The sequence below is a fragment of the Desemzia sp. AGC72 genome (assembly GCF_057334175.1).
In genome coordinates, this window is sequence record NZ_JBHFIG010000021.1 from 538,706 (window position 1) to 553,617 (window position 14,912).

A 14,912-nucleotide genomic window follows, 5' to 3' on the forward strand; every position below is an offset into this window, starting at 1 on the left:
CAAGAACTGGTTTAATTCATTTTTTGCAGTGTTTTTTCAAATGATTTGATATTTTCAATATTCATTGTATTCACTGATCGATCGATTTTTTTGATGAAACTGCTCAGCGTTTTGCCAGGTCCAACTTCAATAAACGTGTCTACACCCAGTTCGATCATTTTTTGAATGCTGTCTTCCCAATAAACTGGAGACATGACTTGTTTGACCATCATACTTTTTATATGTGCAGCATCTTCAAACGGCACAGCTGTTGTATTGCTGATAATCGGTATCAAAGGATCACTGATTTGATAAGCTAGGATTTCTTTTTCCAATTGTTTAGCAGCTGGTTCCAGCAAACTTGTATGGAACGGTCCACTGACGGTTAAAGGAACAACTCTTTTTGCACCAGCCTCACTCAATCGTTGGCTCGCTATCTCTACTGGTTCTTTTAAACCAGCTATAGCTATTTGTCCAGGCATATTGTAGTTAGCTGGAGAAACAACTCCATATTCTAAAGCTACTTCTTGGCAAATATCTTCAATAACCTTACGATCTAATCCCATAACAGCTGCCATTGCTCCTTCACCTAAAGGAACAGCTTCCGTCATATATTGGCCTCGTTTTTCCACCAATTTTAAAGCTTCAGGAAATGACAATACACCAGCTTTAACAAAGGCACTGTATTCCCCTAAACTTAAGCCTGCAACGATATCCGGTTGGATTCCATTTTCAGTCAGTAAAGCATCGATAGCCATGCTGACAGTCAAAATGGCTGGTTGTGTATACATCGTTTGATTCAATAAATCATTTTCTTCAAAACAAAGAGCTGCCATATCAATTTTTAAAGTATCACTGGCTTGTGTAAAAACATCTTTGACACTGTCATACTGTTCATACAAATCTTTCCCCATACCAACATACTGAGCTCCTTGTCCACTATACACGATTGCTGTTTTCATTCGTTTCGCTCCCTAAAAAAAGAACTAGAAAACTAAGGGAAGCAAAAAGAACTCCTTTTAGCTTTCTAGCTAATATAATCATGATTCTATAGGTTAAACCATTTTTAATTAGATAACACATTTGCTTGATTGATAATAATTTGTTTATAATCGTTCATCAGTTCTTGTATGATGTCATGACAACTTTGTTCTCTTTTCACTAATCCGGCACTTTGACCAGACATGAATGAACCAGTGTCTTTGTCGCCATCGATAACAGCTCTTTTCAGAGCCCCTTTACCCATCGCTTCCAAACGATCAAAATCAGGATTTTCATCACTTGTTATTTCTTTTTCTACTTTTAGATATTGACGCGTCAATTTATTTCTCAAAACACGTACAGGGTGACCTGTAATTTGTCCTGTAATGACTGTATCAATATCTTTAGCTTTTATAATAGCGTCTTTAAAGTTTTGATGAACCGTACTTTCATGAGCTACTACAAATCGGGTACCTAATTGGACAGCGGATGCTCCTAACATAAAAGCCGCAGCCACACCACGTCCATCAGCAATTCCTCCAGCAGCGATTACTGGAATGTTGACAGCATCCACAACTTGAGGAACCAAGTTCATAGTTGTCGTTTTACCGATGTGTCCCCCAGCTTCCATACCTTCACAAATGATAGCATCTGCTCCTTCATTTTCCATACGTCTCGCTAATGCTACTGAAGCAACGACCGGAATAACAACGGTACCAGCTGCTTTGAATTGTGCCATGTATCTGCCTGGCGAACCGGCGCCTGTAGTAACCACTTTTATACCTTCTTCACACACTATCTTTACAATGTCTTCTACATATGGCGAAAGGAGTAATACATTTATCCCGAATGGTTTATCAGTCAAGGTTTTAGTTTCTTTAATTAATTCAAGAACAGTCTCTCCTGTTGCATGACCACATGCAAGTATTCCTAAACCTCCAGCATTTGAAACAGCACTTACCAAACTAGGATTAGCTACCCAAGACATTGCGCCTTGAATGATTGGGTATTTGATACCCAGTTTTTCAATTAATTCTGTCTGCATACAGATATTTCCTTCTTTCTATATGTAGAGTTTATTTTTTAGCTGTTTCTGCTTCTACAAAGTTTACGATATCTTGAACAGTGTTCAATCCTTCTTCTGACTCGATTTTGATGTCGAATTCGTCTTCAATATCATTGATGATTTGGAATAAGTCTAAACTATCTGCTTCTAAATCTTCACGGAAGTTAGTTGTTAATTGCACTTCTTCCTCGTCTTTGTCTAATTGATCCATAATAATTTCTTGAATTTTTGAAAATGTCATTTTTGTTTCCTCCATTAATGTATGTTTTTTTTATTTTTTTATAGCTGAATCAACATAGAACCCCATGTCAATCCGCCTCCAAAACCAGTTAATATAACTTTCTTGTTGCTTCCAAGAACTAATTTACCTCCTGAGACCAATTCGTCTAATAAAATTGGAATACTTGCTGCAGAGGTGTTCCCGTATTTATGGATATTTGATGCAAACAACTCCACAGGAACTTTTAGTTTTTTAGCGATTGCTTTTAAGATACGGTAGTTTGCTTGATGAGCGATAATATATTCTACATCCTCAAACTCAGTACCTGTTTTTTCAGTTAAATCAGTAATGCTTTTAGGAACACTGCGAATAGCAAAGTCAAATATGCTTCTGCCATCCATTTGCAGCAGATCCAAAGCCGAGGAAGGTTGCGTGCCCCACTTTTCGGAAAACTCGACTTTTCCAGCAGTAAGTGCTTCTCCACGGCTTCCATCAGCATGGATGTCTTCCCCTAAGACAAATGAATTCTCTGAAGTATGTTCAAGCAATACTCCACCTGCTCCATCTCCGAACAAGACTGCTGTGCTTCGGTCATTCCAGTCTACGATTTTAGACATTACTTCTCCGCCTAAAACTAGACCATAACGGAAACTACCAGATTGCATCAACTTTTCCGCTATAGACAAAGCATAGATAAAACCAGAACAAGCGGCGTTGACATCAAATGACATCACAGTATGAGCACCTATCTTGTCTTGCACCAAGCTAGCTGTAGAAGGACTCAGAAAATCCGGCGACATCGTTGCAACGATGACAAAGCCAACTTCTTTTGCGTCAACTGCAGCATTTGCCAGAATTCGTTGTGCTGCTTTAGCACATAAATCTGAAGTATCTTCTGTATCGCTGATACGTCGTTCTTTAATGCCTGTTCTGCTTTGGATCCATTCATCAGAAGTATCTAAAAACGATTCTAATTGTTCATTGGAAATGATTCTTTCGGGTACGTAACTTCCAGTACCGACAATTTTTGTTCCCATTCCATTCAACTCTGTTCTCATAAGGATTCTTTTATCCGGTTTAAGAATAAATGTAAATTTCTTAAACCTTTTACTAATACCTGAGCCTCTTCATCGCTCAAATCAGTAAGTGTTTCTCTGACCATATCACGATGAAACTTATCATGCAGACGATAAAGCAAACGTCCTTTTTTTGTCAGACCAAGCCGGACGACTCTTCTGTCTTCTTCACTTCGTAAACGTTCAACATAGCCTTTTTTCACTAAATTGTTTATTGAGACTGTCAATGTACCGACAGTCACGTAAGTTTTCTTAGCTACTTCAGAAGTTGTATGTTCTCCATACATTCCTATGGCTTCGATTGTGTGCATTTCTTTAATGGATAAATCATTGAACCGGCTGCCTCTTAAAGCATTTTCTTCAATAATCAATATTTCGTTGAAGATACTTACCAAGTACGGATTTATCTCGTTGACTATTTTGTCCACATCGCTCCTCCCATCTAATGTTATTCAGTTTTCAATTTTAGTTTGAGCATCAAACTGTTTGACAATCAAAATATTAATCTATTTTAGATAACCTGTCAACAATAAACCGTAACTTTTTGTTCTCAATCTGTGATTTCAATGTCTGTATTTTTTCAAAAGATTGATTTAAAGCAGTTTTTAGAGTGTATTTTAAAATTTATGAAATACAAAAAAAGAAGTTGAATGTGGTCCATTCAACTTCTTTTAGGATTTATAAAACAGTTTGTTCGATATCTTTAAAGTTTACTATGGTTCTGTCTTCCATTAAATCTTTCATTTTTTCTGACGAAAGATCCCACGAAATATCGACCACTGCACTATTTTTTAATAATTTGATAATGACACCTGCCATTTTTTCATCTCGGAAAGTAAAAATAATTTTATCTCCAACATCTGGCTTAAAAGACAACTTGATTTCTTCAATCATCTCAACGGCTTCATTATAAGGCACACCTAGAAGCGTTGCAATTCTAGAATTGCTGGCTCCTTTTCTAAGTTCCACTTCGACTAACGATTGAATTTCTTTGGTAATTTTATTACCCATTTAATCCCCTCATTTCTTCAACTCTAAGAACGTAACTCGAAAAAATAAACTACTTCTATTCATTTCCTCTTTTATTATAACACAATTTTAATTTTTTACAAAATAACGATCGTTCTTCTAATTTTAACCAACTTTTCATCGTCACACCAAAGTGTCTCTTTTTGTAAAATAAATTAAAAACACTGCTGCTGTAGAGCATTTCTACAGCAGCAGTGTTTTATGTCCTCATTTAGCGCACTTTTATTTTTTTGTTTACGATTAAAATTTCTTCATGTACCATTTTCGAGCAGCTTCGAGCTCTGACTGGGTCAGCGAATGTCCACTTTGTCCCCAATCTATCTCAACTTCAGCTCCAGCTTCTTCTAATAGTACTTTTAACTCCTTACTTTCCTCAGGCGGACAAATAGGATCATTTTCTCCGGCTCCGATAAAAACGGACAGCTCATTTAAGTCAGGTAAAGACAATCCTCGAACTGGCACCATAGGATGATGCAGAATGGCTCCTTTTAAAATGTTTGGATAACGGAATAGTAAGCTTCCAGCAATATTAGCTCCGTTTGAATAACCTATAGCTATAACATTTGACCGATCAAATCCATATGTTATAGCAGCTTCATCAATAAAATCAGCCAAATTTTTTGTTTCTTCTTTTAGGTTTTGCTCATCGAAGACTCCTTCAGCTAGTCGCTTAAAAAATCGAGGCATGCCATTTTCGAGAATGTTTCCACGTACACTTAAGACAGGTGACTCAGGATCGATCATTTGCGCTAGAGGCAATAAGTCTTGCTCGTTTCCACCAGTTCCATGAAGTAACAACAACGTTGGTTTCGAAGGATTAAATCCTTTTTTAAACAAATGTTTCATATCCTCTTCCTCTCTTTACTTTATTCTGGATTGATTTCACGTAATTTGATTGGAGTAAGATGTGTTTCCAGTTGATTGCGGTGTTCTTGATATTGCTCAGGAAGCATCAAGCCTTGTCCCATCGTTTCATACGACTCATCATGTGCAAATCCTGGACCGTCAGTAGCGATCTCAAACAATAGTCCGCCGCTTTCCCTGTAATAAACAGCATTGAAATAATTCCGGTCTTTTACCTTGGTAGGATAAAAATGATTTTCACTTACCCAGGCTCTCCAATCTATCAAATCTTCATCATTCTTCGCTCTCCAAGCAATATGGTGGACCGTTCCGACACCTGTTTCTCCTTTGCCGACAGAAGTATTTTTCAAATCGATCACATTACCTTTGTCTCCAAGTGCTGTAAATCGAATCAATCCATTTTCTTCTCCTGATCTTGTAAGTCCCATAACTTTCTCTAATGTGCTTGCCGTTTCACCAGGTGTTGAAGAATAAAGTATTGCCCCTGCAAAACCTTTAATTGCCACATCCGATGTGACACCATTGAAAGTATAGTGATTTCTAGTTCCGCCTTTACGAGCAACCAGTTCTAATTCTAAACCATGTGGATCTTGAAACATTAAATAGTCTTCTCCGAAACGAGTCGCCTTTTCAACTTCGATCTCAAAAGCAGTCAGTCGATTTTCCCAAAATTCTAACGAACCTTCTGGTACAAGATAGCTTGTTACACCTACTTGACCATCTCCGATTTTTCCTTGGCGTGAGTTTTCCCACGGAAAGAAAGTAATGATCGTTCCAGGTTCTCCGCCTTCATCCCCAAAATACAGATGATACGTCCCTGGATCGTCAAAGTTGACAGTTTTTTTAATCAGCCTTAATCCTAGTACTGATCCATAAAAATCAAGGTTATCTTGCGGATGTCCCACAATTGCAGTGATGTGATGTATCCCCAATGTTTGTTTTGTCAATCTGATCTCTCCTAATTTATTATTATGGTTGAGTGACGTTTATTTGTTTTTTGTGCTTTGTTCAGCTGCTGCTAAACCTACTTTTTTCACTAAAGGAATAACGGTCTCCAGCTCTTCTTCAGTTAGTACAGAAAATAATTCTGTGATCATCTTTTCATGCATTGGAAAAGCTTCCTCCATGAATTTTTTCCCTTTTTCAGTAATGTGAGCAAATATCACTCTTCGATCCGTTGCACAAGGTTTTCGTTCGATATGTCCTTTTTGCTCTAACTTATCAATGACATAAGTCATGCTGCTGCTGGACAACAAGATTTTTTTTCCTATATGTTGGATTTGCTGCTCTCCTTTTGAATAAAGTAATTCCAACACAGCAAATTCTGTAGGATTTAATCCATATTTCGTCATATCTTGTTTAATGACATCTTGGGTACTTTGAAATGCTCTCAGCATGACCGTAAGAGCCTTTAACGATAATTGTTCTCTTGTCATTTTATTCACTCCTTATCATCAAATCATATCTAACTAAATAGTTAAAAATAATTTATCTTCAATTCGAGGTAAATGTATCACACATTTTACATTTATTCAAATCATATTTACCCTTTATCTTGCTGTGACAAATAAAAATACAGTACAAAAGGCAGCTTGCTGCTTTCTTTTGTACTGTATTAAAGTTATGCCCGAAGTGTTTTTAATACTGAGGACCATGCATTGACTTGTTCCAACATAGTATTGACTGTCTCTACATGTAGCTCTTGCGGTTTAAACGTAGCCATATTTTCAAAATCCACGAATAAAGACAATGCCGGGTGTGTACGGACAGTTGCGACTTGAAGTTCAGCTAAAACAACCCGTAAAGCTTCTGCTGCCCGGACTCCCCCAGACGATCCATAACTAACGATTCCTGCAGCTTTATTATTGTATTCAGTATATAAATAATCAATCGCATTTTTCAAAGCTGATGTGATTCCATGATTGTATTCTGGAGTAATAAAAACAAACCCGTCTAAACTGGCGATTTTTTCAGACCATGGTTTTGCCTCTGGAGTTTTGTAATCTGTACTGTAAGCAGCTGATATCGGTTCATTATACATAGGTAAGTTGTAATCTTTGATATCGACGATTTCATATTCTGCATCACCGCGTTGATCTCCAATTTGCTTTACCCACCCTGCAACTTGTGGGCTGACTCGATTTTGACGTGTGCTACCTGTTATGATTCCAATTTTATTCATACTCCATTCCTCCTTAAATAAGTAAGTTAGTTTTGTGTAAGGATAATAAACTATACTTTCCTTACATAAAGTAACTGTATCTCACAAAGAGAAAAAGCACAAATAAAACCCATTCGAAAATTAAATATACTTTATAAATCAGAAGGCGTAATGATTCCTATAGGATGTTCAGAGACCTTCCCATTTTCAGTGATCAGCAACGCATCAATTTTACGATCGTTTCTTAATAATTCAGCCGCCACATCTACGCTCATGTCTTTTCTGATGAATAAATAATTGTTGCTTTTGTGATCTTCTATCAAAATTTCTTCTGTAGTACTTTGCCGCAGGTCCGTCGTCAACAGTTCAGAATGATTGGCTAACCAATAAGCTATTCCATTCTCAGTCAATAAACCTAACAATTTTCCCTTTTTATAAACAGGGAAATGAGTAATCCTCTGATTTTTAATCGTCTCCAACACTGTAGTAAATAAATCATCCGCTTGGAAATGAACGACTTTTCTTTTGAAAGCAGGATACACTTTAGGCGGACTTTTAATTTCTGCTTCGATCATTTCGATTCGTTCAACCACTTTATCTGTCGGTACCGCTAAATACTCATTTACAGTCAGCTTTTTATGTACCAAGACATTTCTTAGGTCAGCAAATATTTGCAAATCATTCTTATACGTTTTTACTCCGCTATTGCGGTGTTCATTCTCATCCAATAAATGATAAAAAGGCTTTTTATATTCTTTTTCATTGCTCAAAAAACTTAGATGGTTGTGGATGCGATTAAAACTTGCTAAAAATCGTTCCGCATTTTCCATTTGTACCCTCCCTTTCGAGATACTTTTCCTAAACGTGTTTTAGAAAAAATTGAGCCAATTTACAATGGTAGACCACCCTAAACTGTATAATGCTACCGGAATAGGTTTTCCCAATAAAATAATTAATCCAAACTTCTTCAACGACATTTGAGTCAGCCCAGCTAAGTAACATAAAGCATCATCCGGCGCCAGTGGACCAAAGATTCCGATGGCAAAAACTCTGTCAAAAACCTTACTGTCGTTCAACCATTTAGAATACTTTTTGAAAATCTTTTCATTAAGCATTTTTTCTACTAGCGGCTGTCCATATCGTTTGGAAATTAGAAAAGCTCCAAATGAACCTATGCAAATCCCTATATAATTATAGAAAATACCCCAAACGGGACCAAACAGAATAACTCCTGCCACGCATGTCACTGCCGCGGGCAACACCGGAAGAATAACTTGTAAAAATTGAATAAAAATGAACACGATTATGGCTTGCGCCCCAAAACTTTCTACGTATTCAATTAGGCTTTCGCGAGAATCAAATACCCCATGATGATATCCTAAATAAATAAATAAACCAGTTACCACTAATCCCGCCACTGTTAATAAATCAAACCAATTTAAACGGAAGTTTTTTACGTATTTCATAAATCCTACCTCTTTTTCTACATGCGTTATCTATTATCTTACAATGATTGTACGATAAAAACACGCAGTATGCACTCCTACTTTTGACTGATTTCTTTTTTAGCCAATCTATTAATAGCTGAAAAGACGATAGAGCATATAAATGTTCAGCTAATTTTGTTCTTGTTATACTATAAATAGCCTAATGGTTTAATGATTATAGAAAGGATGAGGACTTTGACAAATAAAACGAAAGTCGTTTTTTTAACGTTGATTAGCACGGGGATATTGGGTGCATGCAGTTCACAAACAACTGACGAAGAACAAAGCAGTTCTTCTCAATCTTCTAGCGAGACTACTGAAACGGAAGAATCAAGTTCTGAATCCGCAACTTCTTCTGAGGAGTTATCATCTGATACAGCAACTGGACAAGGGATCAATGAACAAGCATTTGATGTCACTTTAAATGATGCTGTAGATATCTACAATGACAATCATCCAAACACGTCTATTGAATCCATTACTTTCGATGAGGAATCTGGCAAATATGAATATGATATTGATGGTTTTGATGATACAACCGAATATGGACTTACCATAGATGCTGCTACAGGAGAAGTCACTGAAAACGAAACAGATAACGAAGATGATGATGACAATAATGATGCACTCAATTTGGATAATATTTTAACTCCTCAAGAAGCCATGACTGTTGCTTTAGAAGACGTAAACTCAGGATATGTAGATGAATGGCATTTAGAAACGGATAACGGAACGACGGTTTATGAAATCAGTATAGAAGATTCACAAGAAGACGATGATGATATTGTATTGAACGCGGAGACCGGGGAAATTATAGAACGCTAAAACCAAACCGACTGAGACGCAATTGTCCCAGTCGGTTTTTCGTATCAGCTGATTTTGGTACGGTACATTTGAACAAATATTTTTGTATAAAGTATAAAAGAAAGCAGCAGAAAAAAAACAGTGATGATCATTAAACTATTGGCAACAATTGTGCCTACATCTGGAAAAGCTACTAAAATCGTCATACACGCATAGAAAACTGCTGTAGATATTTTACCGTACCATAACGCACCATCCAATTTTTTATTTTGTTTAATAAGTACAATATTCCATACCAACATAGACAGTTCCTTTATAACAAACAAGAATACGATGATCCACATATATTCATAACGCACCATCAAGCAAAAAACGATAGCTGCTTGCGTTATTTTGTCCGCTATCGGATCGATTAGTTTGCCAAGGTCGGTTATCTGATCAAATTTTCTTGCAATAATACCATCTACTAAATCCGTTATACCCGAAAAAAGAATGACCAGACCGGCAATTCTGTAATCATTCATACTTTCAGCATTTAAATAATAAGAAATAAATACTGGAACCAGCATTAGACGAATGATGGATAATATATTAGGGATAGTCCATATTTCTTTCCACTTAAAGGTCATTTGTTTTCCCCCAAACTCTATTGTTTATAAATCTTCTATTTCAATAGTACACTATTACTTTTGTTTTTACACAGATGTTCTTATATTACCTTAGCATTTATCTATACATATATGTATCCTGGAATAGAAAAAAGTCTGGAAATTTCTTCCAGACTGTAGTTTCCTAAAATGATTATCTTTCATCAAAATCGAAGGAGTCGATCGAGTAAGTAACTTTTGATAAATCGCTGACACTGAAGAAAGTTTCTTGATTTTCCATTGGAACTTTGAAGTAGGCAGGCATAACTGTGTCTGGCTCTAAGATACCAAATGAATCTTCTGTTAGAGTAAACGGAGCTTTCTCTAGAATAACAGCCCCATCAGTCGTACTCATACTGACAGTTAAATCAATATTTGTCATTGCCATATCTGTACGGTTTACAACAATAAATACCGCTTGCACGTTATCTTGTCCTTCTTCTCCTAAAAACAATCCTGTAAAGTGAATGGCTACATCGTTTTCAATACCCAGTTCAGGTGTTTGACTCATTCTTACTTGGATTTCTTGCAGCAATTCATCATTTTCCAATGTAAATCCTTGATCGATTTCAGATTTTTGCGGAACTAGCGGAAACTGAGTAGCAACCTCTTCTCCTGATCCACTTGCACTTTCTGATGAACTGGATTCTGATGACGCTTCAGACGAAGAAGACTCTTGTGAGCTTTCTTCAGAACTCTCTGCACTTGACTCTGAAGATTCGCTTGGCTGTGATTCTTCAGTCGCTCCCCCCATCATGTCGCATCCTGCAAGGAATGCCGATACCCCCAATAATAATGCCCACTTTTTCATTCTGATCTCCTCCTATAGTATGCTGCCCCTTTCTAGATAAAAAGCTTATCAATCAAGAAACAATCGTTTTCTTTCTTTAATTCAAATTTATTATACCCTAGAATATTTGAACTTCAAAACAAAATACTCTTTAATTCATTGTCAACTTTTTTTCTTAGCGTTATAATCAATCTGTAAAATAATTTTTTTGGAAGATTACCCAAGTTCGGCTGAAGGGGACGGTCTCGAAAACCGTTAGGCGATTTTTTCGCGCAAGGGTTCAAATCCCTTATCTTCCGTTGTTTTATACCTATTTTTTTGGGAGTCACAAATCGGCTATCTAAAAAGTCAGCTCAAAGATAGCTACACCTTTGAGCTGACTTTTCAATTTATTAAAATCGATCTAAATGATCATCTGATTGGGAAGATTCTTCTGCTTCCTCGTAAGGATCAATGTGCTCTGTTGTATAACCCTTTTGCTCATCATAAAGACCTTCATCTACATCCAATTCTGGATAACCCACTAAGTCTCGATAGAAAACTTGAGAAGCTGTTTTTCGATAAGGTTCAACATATAATGATATCAGAAACAGTGCTAAACCAAAGGCCAACACAACTAAAAGCATTCCCAATAAAAACCCGACAAATTCATCATTAGCATATATACTGACTTCTTGAAATTGATATCTGATTGTATTGATGCTTCCAAAAATAAAGGCCAAAAACAACACTATAGGAATAAGATACCAAACGATAAAAGAAAATTGTAATGTAAAGAATTTCCATTTCTTGCCGTTCATTATTTCTTTACTTCTATTAATTGCCCCAACAACATCGACTTCAGGATCGTCTTTATAAATATTATAGGCTTGACTATAACTGTAAGACTTAATAATCCCGGGAATCACCAGTAATAAACTCCAGAAGAACACGAATAGTCCTGTAACAATGGAAATTCCCAGAACTTTAAAAAAGCGTTTAGAATTTATTGCTTGAAATATTCCTTCTACTGTCAGCTTTTCTCCATCGACCATATCCAATAACGCCCAATCATACCCTACTACGAATACAGCGGAAATAAAACTTACGGCTATCGAGCCAAAAGAAGCAAAAATACTTGCTGCAGGTGATATCGTTTCGGCTCCAATAGCATATGGGTCAGATAAACTTGACATAACATCAGCAAATCCTCCGCCTATTCCAGTAACACCAAGCAATACCTCATTAATAATCGCTGTTAGTATTCCAACTACAAATAAATTCAATATGGCTATTTTCCAATTGCCTGCTAACCGTGCTTTTGCTTCTCTTTTTATTTCTTTATTTGTCATAATTACTCCTCCAATAACTGCATTCTTTTTACTTTGTACTACTTGCTGTTCCTTTCATTAGGATTCCTATTTACGTATTTGTTTTATTATACCAAAAAAGGAACTCTTGAAGTGTTTATTCAAAAGAATTCCTTTTTCAGCAAAATATTTCCTTAATGAGATCATTATTTCTTTTTTTTATTTCTTTTTTTTATTTCTTTTTTTTGGTCTTAAGAAGTAGATCAAGGATAACAGCAAAGAAAAATAAATCCCGATATAGCTGAAAGCAAATACCATGATCATTCTGATCATTTTTTTCACCAGCTTTCTTTTTATTTATCTTGATGATCAGACTCAATTGTATGATCATTTTGAAGAGGAGTGTTGTCAACATCCATGGGTTCTAAGCTTTGAGGCGGGATTTTAGGATCTGTCCCTGCACCTAGCGTATTCGAATTTACAGGATTACCAGTCCATCCTTCCTTACTTAGTTCTTGGTTAGCTTTTGTTACTTCATGATTTTCGATATAACTTACTTCATTGTCTGCATCCCGTTTTCTTTCTTCAAAAGGATAGTTGAACTTATCTTGTACATCTGTTGTTCCATCATCTGAAGTATGGATATCATTTGAATTTCTAGTGATCGCAGCATCCGCATCCATACCTGTACCTGGAATAATTGGATTCACGCCTCCTGGAGTCTCATTAAAATCGCCTGTTTCCCCACTAGTCATACTAGTATTTTCGGAAGGCTGAGTTGTCTGAGTTTCTCGTCCCATTGTAAAAGTTGTTTTATCTTCCACAAGAAGAACAAAACCGTTGTCATAAATCACTTCGTTGTATTGTATTCTAGAAGGTTCATCTAAATCATATGCACCTAATGGATCTGTTTCATCGCTGCTGTTACTTCCAAAGGTCTCTTTTGTTTTATCCAGCATTCCTTTGTCTTGTTTTTTCGTAACCGTCTCTATTTTTGCTGATGTTCTTCGCTCCAACTGCTCTTTGTTTTCTTCTTTAGTTAAGATGGTAATATCTTTTTCATCATATCCCAAATCTACCAAATCATTTATTTTATCTACTGCTTCTTCTGCCGATAAAAAACCATCAAGTGCTTTATATCCCATAAAACCATCCCCCTAATTTCTTCTACGAGTTTATTTTCCCTTATTCAATTTTATCGTATCAAATGAAGGTCAGATTTCCAATTGATTAGGCTTATAAAGGTTTGGTTTTATTGTTAATGCGTAAACTGCTTAAAATTCATACAATTTTTTATCGATATTATAAATTTCAAAAAAAAAAAAAAGAACCTCATCATAGAGGTTCTTAATCGCATAGGTGCTTTAAATTTATTAAGGACTAATTTTTTAAAATTATGTATCAGCCTATTATTACGTCTCAGGAGGGATTCGAACCCCCGACCGTTCGCTTAGAAGGCGAATGCTCTATCCTGCTGAGCTACTGAGACAAGTTGTTTAACCAGCGACAAGATTTATTATAGGCAATAATGAATAAAAAGTCAACAAAAAACTTATAAATATGTAAAAATTGTTTTTTATTTTTATTCTCACCTTTAACACATAGAATAAAAACGATTTTAAAATGTGAACAACCTCTATGTTGCAATAGAAGTTTAACGTTAACTTTCTTTACAAAGAGAACAAATGTTCGTATAATGAAATAGAAAAGGAGGAGTTTACTTTGACCACTTCTATCATGACTGGAAAGATAGTATCCGACATCAAAATTATTAACACTAAAAGCGGTACTCCATTCTGCAGATTTACTTTACTGTCCAACCAACAAAAATTCAATTGCTTGATTGCCGGAAAAAAAGCTTTTAGTTTTCTTTATGAAGTATCGTTAAATACAGAGGTTGCCCTTCAGTTCACCATCAACGATCGCAATCAATTAGTTGTACGAAAATTCAAGATCCTAAAAACTGCATCGCCATTCAACTCGCTCTTTGATTATAAAGGAAGAAAAATGCCGCATAAGAAAGTTATGCTTTAAGTGTATTAATAGACTACACCCTCCAACGTGGTAAAATAAGACTATACACTAGAAGGAGTGGTCGTCTATGAAAGACCCTAACAATGATAAGTCGAAAAATCACGATAATGAAAAAGATGAGAGCTCTTTTCTTGCCATAGGTTTGTCGTTGGGTGTTTCTATTGGGAGTGCTTTAGGTCTAGTATTCGACAATTTAGCTATAGGGATAGCTTTAGGCATAGCACTTGGTATAGCTGTAGGTTCGAGTATAGATGCTGCAAAATCTAAAAATAGGACAAAATAAAAATCGCCCCTAGCTTTTATTAAACTAGGGGCGATTTTTATTGACTTATAGAGATCAGAAAAGGACTCTCTGTTTAAAATGAATTCTTTTCTTCATTTACTCTATTATCTTTTATCCTTGTAATCATACATACATGATTATTTAACAAACACTTAAAATAAATAGTCGGGAATTATGTGTATAATTGAAAAATAATCATAAA

General features: G+C 36.0%; 19 protein-coding genes and 2 tRNA genes. 4 read left to right on the forward strand and 17 right to left on the reverse strand.

Annotated features, from left to right (window positions below; all coding sequences use genetic code 11):
* Positions 1-11: 11 nt before the first annotated feature.
* From fabD to ACE025_RS11695, 12 genes are all read right to left on the reverse strand, one after another.
* The gene (gene fabD, locus ACE025_RS11640; RefSeq protein WP_485939960.1) at positions 12-941 is read right to left on the reverse strand and encodes an ACP S-malonyltransferase; all 930 of its coding nucleotides are present in this window, start codon (positions 939-941) and stop codon (positions 12-14) included.
* Between the two features lie 104 nt (positions 942-1,045).
* On the reverse strand, positions 1,046-2,005 hold the full coding sequence (gene fabK / locus ACE025_RS11645) for an enoyl-[acyl-carrier-protein] reductase FabK (RefSeq protein ID WP_485939962.1): 960 nt from the start codon (positions 2,003-2,005) through the stop codon (positions 1,046-1,048).
* Between the two features lie 31 nt (positions 2,006-2,036).
* Positions 2,037-2,267, reverse strand: a complete 231-nt coding sequence (locus tag ACE025_RS11650; protein ID WP_092480988.1) for an acyl carrier protein — start codon at positions 2,265-2,267, stop codon at positions 2,037-2,039.
* A gap of 38 nt (positions 2,268-2,305) precedes the next feature.
* Positions 2,306-3,283 (reverse strand): beta-ketoacyl-ACP synthase III, encoded by a 978-nt coding sequence (locus ACE025_RS11655; protein ID WP_485939964.1) that lies wholly within the window; start codon positions 3,281-3,283, stop codon positions 2,306-2,308.
* Positions 3,284-3,300: 17 nt separating this feature from the next.
* Positions 3,301-3,750, reverse strand: coding sequence for a fatty acid biosynthesis transcriptional regulator FabT (gene fabT, locus ACE025_RS11660; RefSeq protein ID WP_092480989.1), 450 nt, complete (start codon positions 3,748-3,750; stop codon positions 3,301-3,303).
* Between the two features lie 250 nt (positions 3,751-4,000).
* Positions 4,001-4,333, reverse strand: a complete 333-nt coding sequence (locus ACE025_RS11665) for a DUF2187 family protein (RefSeq protein ID WP_092480990.1) — start codon at positions 4,331-4,333, stop codon at positions 4,001-4,003.
* 258 nt (positions 4,334-4,591) lie between these two features.
* Positions 4,592-5,197 carry an alpha/beta hydrolase gene (locus tag ACE025_RS11670; RefSeq protein ID WP_485939966.1) on the reverse strand — a complete coding sequence of 202 codons (606 nt, stop codon included), beginning with the start codon at positions 5,195-5,197 and terminating at the stop codon, positions 4,592-4,594.
* A gap of 20 nt (positions 5,198-5,217) precedes the next feature.
* Positions 5,218-6,162 carry a ring-cleaving dioxygenase gene (locus tag ACE025_RS11675; RefSeq protein ID WP_485939967.1) on the reverse strand — a complete coding sequence of 315 codons (945 nt, stop codon included), beginning with the start codon at positions 6,160-6,162 and terminating at the stop codon, positions 5,218-5,220.
* Positions 6,163-6,201: 39 nt separating this feature from the next.
* A complete protein-coding gene (locus ACE025_RS11680) occupies positions 6,202-6,651 on the reverse strand; it encodes a MarR family winged helix-turn-helix transcriptional regulator (RefSeq protein ID WP_485939968.1) in 450 nt (149 codons plus the stop codon).
* 185 nt (positions 6,652-6,836) lie between these two features.
* A complete protein-coding gene (locus ACE025_RS11685; protein ID WP_485939970.1) occupies positions 6,837-7,397 on the reverse strand; it encodes an NADPH-dependent FMN reductase in 561 nt (186 codons plus the stop codon).
* A 131-nt stretch (positions 7,398-7,528) separates the two neighbouring features.
* Entirely contained in the window at positions 7,529-8,206 is a 678-nt protein-coding gene (locus tag ACE025_RS11690) for a CBS domain-containing protein (protein ID WP_485939972.1), read from the reverse strand.
* A gap of 39 nt (positions 8,207-8,245) precedes the next feature.
* Positions 8,246-8,842 carry a TVP38/TMEM64 family protein gene (locus ACE025_RS11695; RefSeq protein WP_485939974.1) on the reverse strand — a complete coding sequence of 199 codons (597 nt, stop codon included), beginning with the start codon at positions 8,840-8,842 and terminating at the stop codon, positions 8,246-8,248.
* Between the two features lie 216 nt (positions 8,843-9,058).
* Between ACE025_RS11695 and ACE025_RS11700 the strand changes: the two genes are divergently transcribed.
* Positions 9,059-9,688 (forward strand): PepSY domain-containing protein, encoded by a 630-nt coding sequence (locus tag ACE025_RS11700; protein ID WP_485939976.1) that lies wholly within the window; start codon positions 9,059-9,061, stop codon positions 9,686-9,688.
* A 44-nt stretch (positions 9,689-9,732) separates the two neighbouring features.
* On the opposite strand, the gene ACE025_RS11705 is transcribed toward ACE025_RS11700, so the two are convergent.
* Together ACE025_RS11705 and ACE025_RS11710 are read right to left on the reverse strand one after the other, a co-directional pair.
* Complete coding sequence (locus ACE025_RS11705) at positions 9,733-10,296, reverse strand: CDP-alcohol phosphatidyltransferase family protein (protein ID WP_485939978.1); 564 nt, start codon at positions 10,294-10,296, stop codon at positions 9,733-9,735.
* A 172-nt stretch (positions 10,297-10,468) separates the two neighbouring features.
* On the reverse strand, positions 10,469-11,125 hold the full coding sequence (locus ACE025_RS11710; protein ID WP_485939980.1) for a lipoprotein: 657 nt from the start codon (positions 11,123-11,125) through the stop codon (positions 10,469-10,471).
* Between the two features lie 189 nt (positions 11,126-11,314).
* On the opposite strand from ACE025_RS11710, the gene ACE025_RS11715 reads away from it, so the two are divergent.
* Positions 11,315-11,403: transfer RNA gene (locus ACE025_RS11715), tRNA-Ser, on the forward strand.
* Positions 11,404-11,496: 93 nt separating this feature from the next.
* On the opposite strand, the gene ACE025_RS11720 is transcribed toward ACE025_RS11715, so the two are convergent.
* From ACE025_RS11720 to ACE025_RS11730, 3 genes are all read right to left on the reverse strand, one after another.
* The gene (locus tag ACE025_RS11720; RefSeq protein WP_485939982.1) at positions 11,497-12,435 is read right to left on the reverse strand and encodes a DUF975 family protein; all 939 of its coding nucleotides are present in this window, start codon (positions 12,433-12,435) and stop codon (positions 11,497-11,499) included.
* Positions 12,436-12,746: 311 nt separating this feature from the next.
* A complete protein-coding gene (locus ACE025_RS11725; protein WP_485939984.1) occupies positions 12,747-13,538 on the reverse strand; it encodes a general stress protein in 792 nt (263 codons plus the stop codon).
* 270 nt (positions 13,539-13,808) lie between these two features.
* Positions 13,809-13,882 (reverse strand) — tRNA-Arg (locus tag ACE025_RS11730).
* 233 nt (positions 13,883-14,115) lie between these two features.
* Here ACE025_RS11730 and ACE025_RS11735 point away from each other — a divergent pair.
* Both ACE025_RS11735 and ACE025_RS11740 read left to right on the forward strand, forming a co-directional pair.
* Positions 14,116-14,427, forward strand: coding sequence for an ssDNA-binding protein (locus tag ACE025_RS11735; RefSeq protein ID WP_485939986.1), 312 nt, complete (start codon positions 14,116-14,118; stop codon positions 14,425-14,427).
* A gap of 67 nt (positions 14,428-14,494) precedes the next feature.
* A complete protein-coding gene (locus ACE025_RS11740) occupies positions 14,495-14,710 on the forward strand; it encodes a glycine zipper domain-containing protein (RefSeq protein ID WP_485939988.1) in 216 nt (71 codons plus the stop codon).
* Positions 14,711-14,912: the final 202 nt, after the last annotated feature.

What these genes read in the sequence shown, in the direction of transcription:
- ACE025_RS11720 (WP_485939982.1), bottom strand. Translation starts at nt 12,435, where the DNA reads ATGACAAATAAAGAAATAAAAAGAGAAGCAAAAGCACGGTTAGCAGGC.
- fabK (WP_485939962.1), bottom strand. Translation starts at nt 2,005, where the DNA reads ATGCAGACAGAATTAATTGAAAAACTGGGTATCAAATACCCAATCATT.
- fabD (WP_485939960.1), bottom strand. Translation starts at nt 941, where the DNA reads ATGAAAACAGCAATCGTGTATAGTGGACAAGGAGCTCAGTATGTTGGT.
- ACE025_RS11690 (WP_485939972.1), bottom strand. Translation starts at nt 8,206, where the DNA reads ATGGAAAATGCGGAACGATTTTTAGCAAGTTTTAATCGCATCCACAAC.
- ACE025_RS11650 (WP_092480988.1), bottom strand. Translation starts at nt 2,267, where the DNA reads ATGACATTTTCAAAAATTCAAGAAATTATTATGGATCAATTAGACAAA.
- ACE025_RS11655 (WP_485939964.1), bottom strand. Translation starts at nt 3,283, where the DNA reads ATGGGAACAAAAATTGTCGGTACTGGAAGTTACGTACCCGAAAGAATC.
- ACE025_RS11685 (WP_485939970.1), bottom strand. Translation starts at nt 7,397, where the DNA reads ATGAATAAAATTGGAATCATAACAGGTAGCACACGTCAAAATCGAGTC.
- ACE025_RS11705 (WP_485939978.1), bottom strand. Translation starts at nt 10,296, where the DNA reads ATGACCTTTAAGTGGAAAGAAATATGGACTATCCCTAATATATTATCC.
- ACE025_RS11710 (WP_485939980.1), bottom strand. Translation starts at nt 11,125, where the DNA reads ATGAAAAAGTGGGCATTATTATTGGGGGTATCGGCATTCCTTGCAGGA.
- ACE025_RS11695 (WP_485939974.1), bottom strand. Translation starts at nt 8,842, where the DNA reads ATGAAATACGTAAAAAACTTCCGTTTAAATTGGTTTGATTTATTAACA.
- ACE025_RS11665 (WP_092480990.1), bottom strand. Translation starts at nt 4,333, where the DNA reads ATGGGTAATAAAATTACCAAAGAAATTCAATCGTTAGTCGAAGTGGAA.
- ACE025_RS11680 (WP_485939968.1), bottom strand. Translation starts at nt 6,651, where the DNA reads ATGACAAGAGAACAATTATCGTTAAAGGCTCTTACGGTCATGCTGAGA.
- ACE025_RS11725 (WP_485939984.1), bottom strand. Translation starts at nt 13,538, where the DNA reads ATGGGATATAAAGCACTTGATGGTTTTTTATCGGCAGAAGAAGCAGTA.
- ACE025_RS11740 (WP_485939988.1), top strand. Translation starts at nt 14,495, where the DNA reads ATGAAAGACCCTAACAATGATAAGTCGAAAAATCACGATAATGAAAAA.
- ACE025_RS11670 (WP_485939966.1), bottom strand. Translation starts at nt 5,197, where the DNA reads ATGAAACATTTGTTTAAAAAAGGATTTAATCCTTCGAAACCAACGTTG.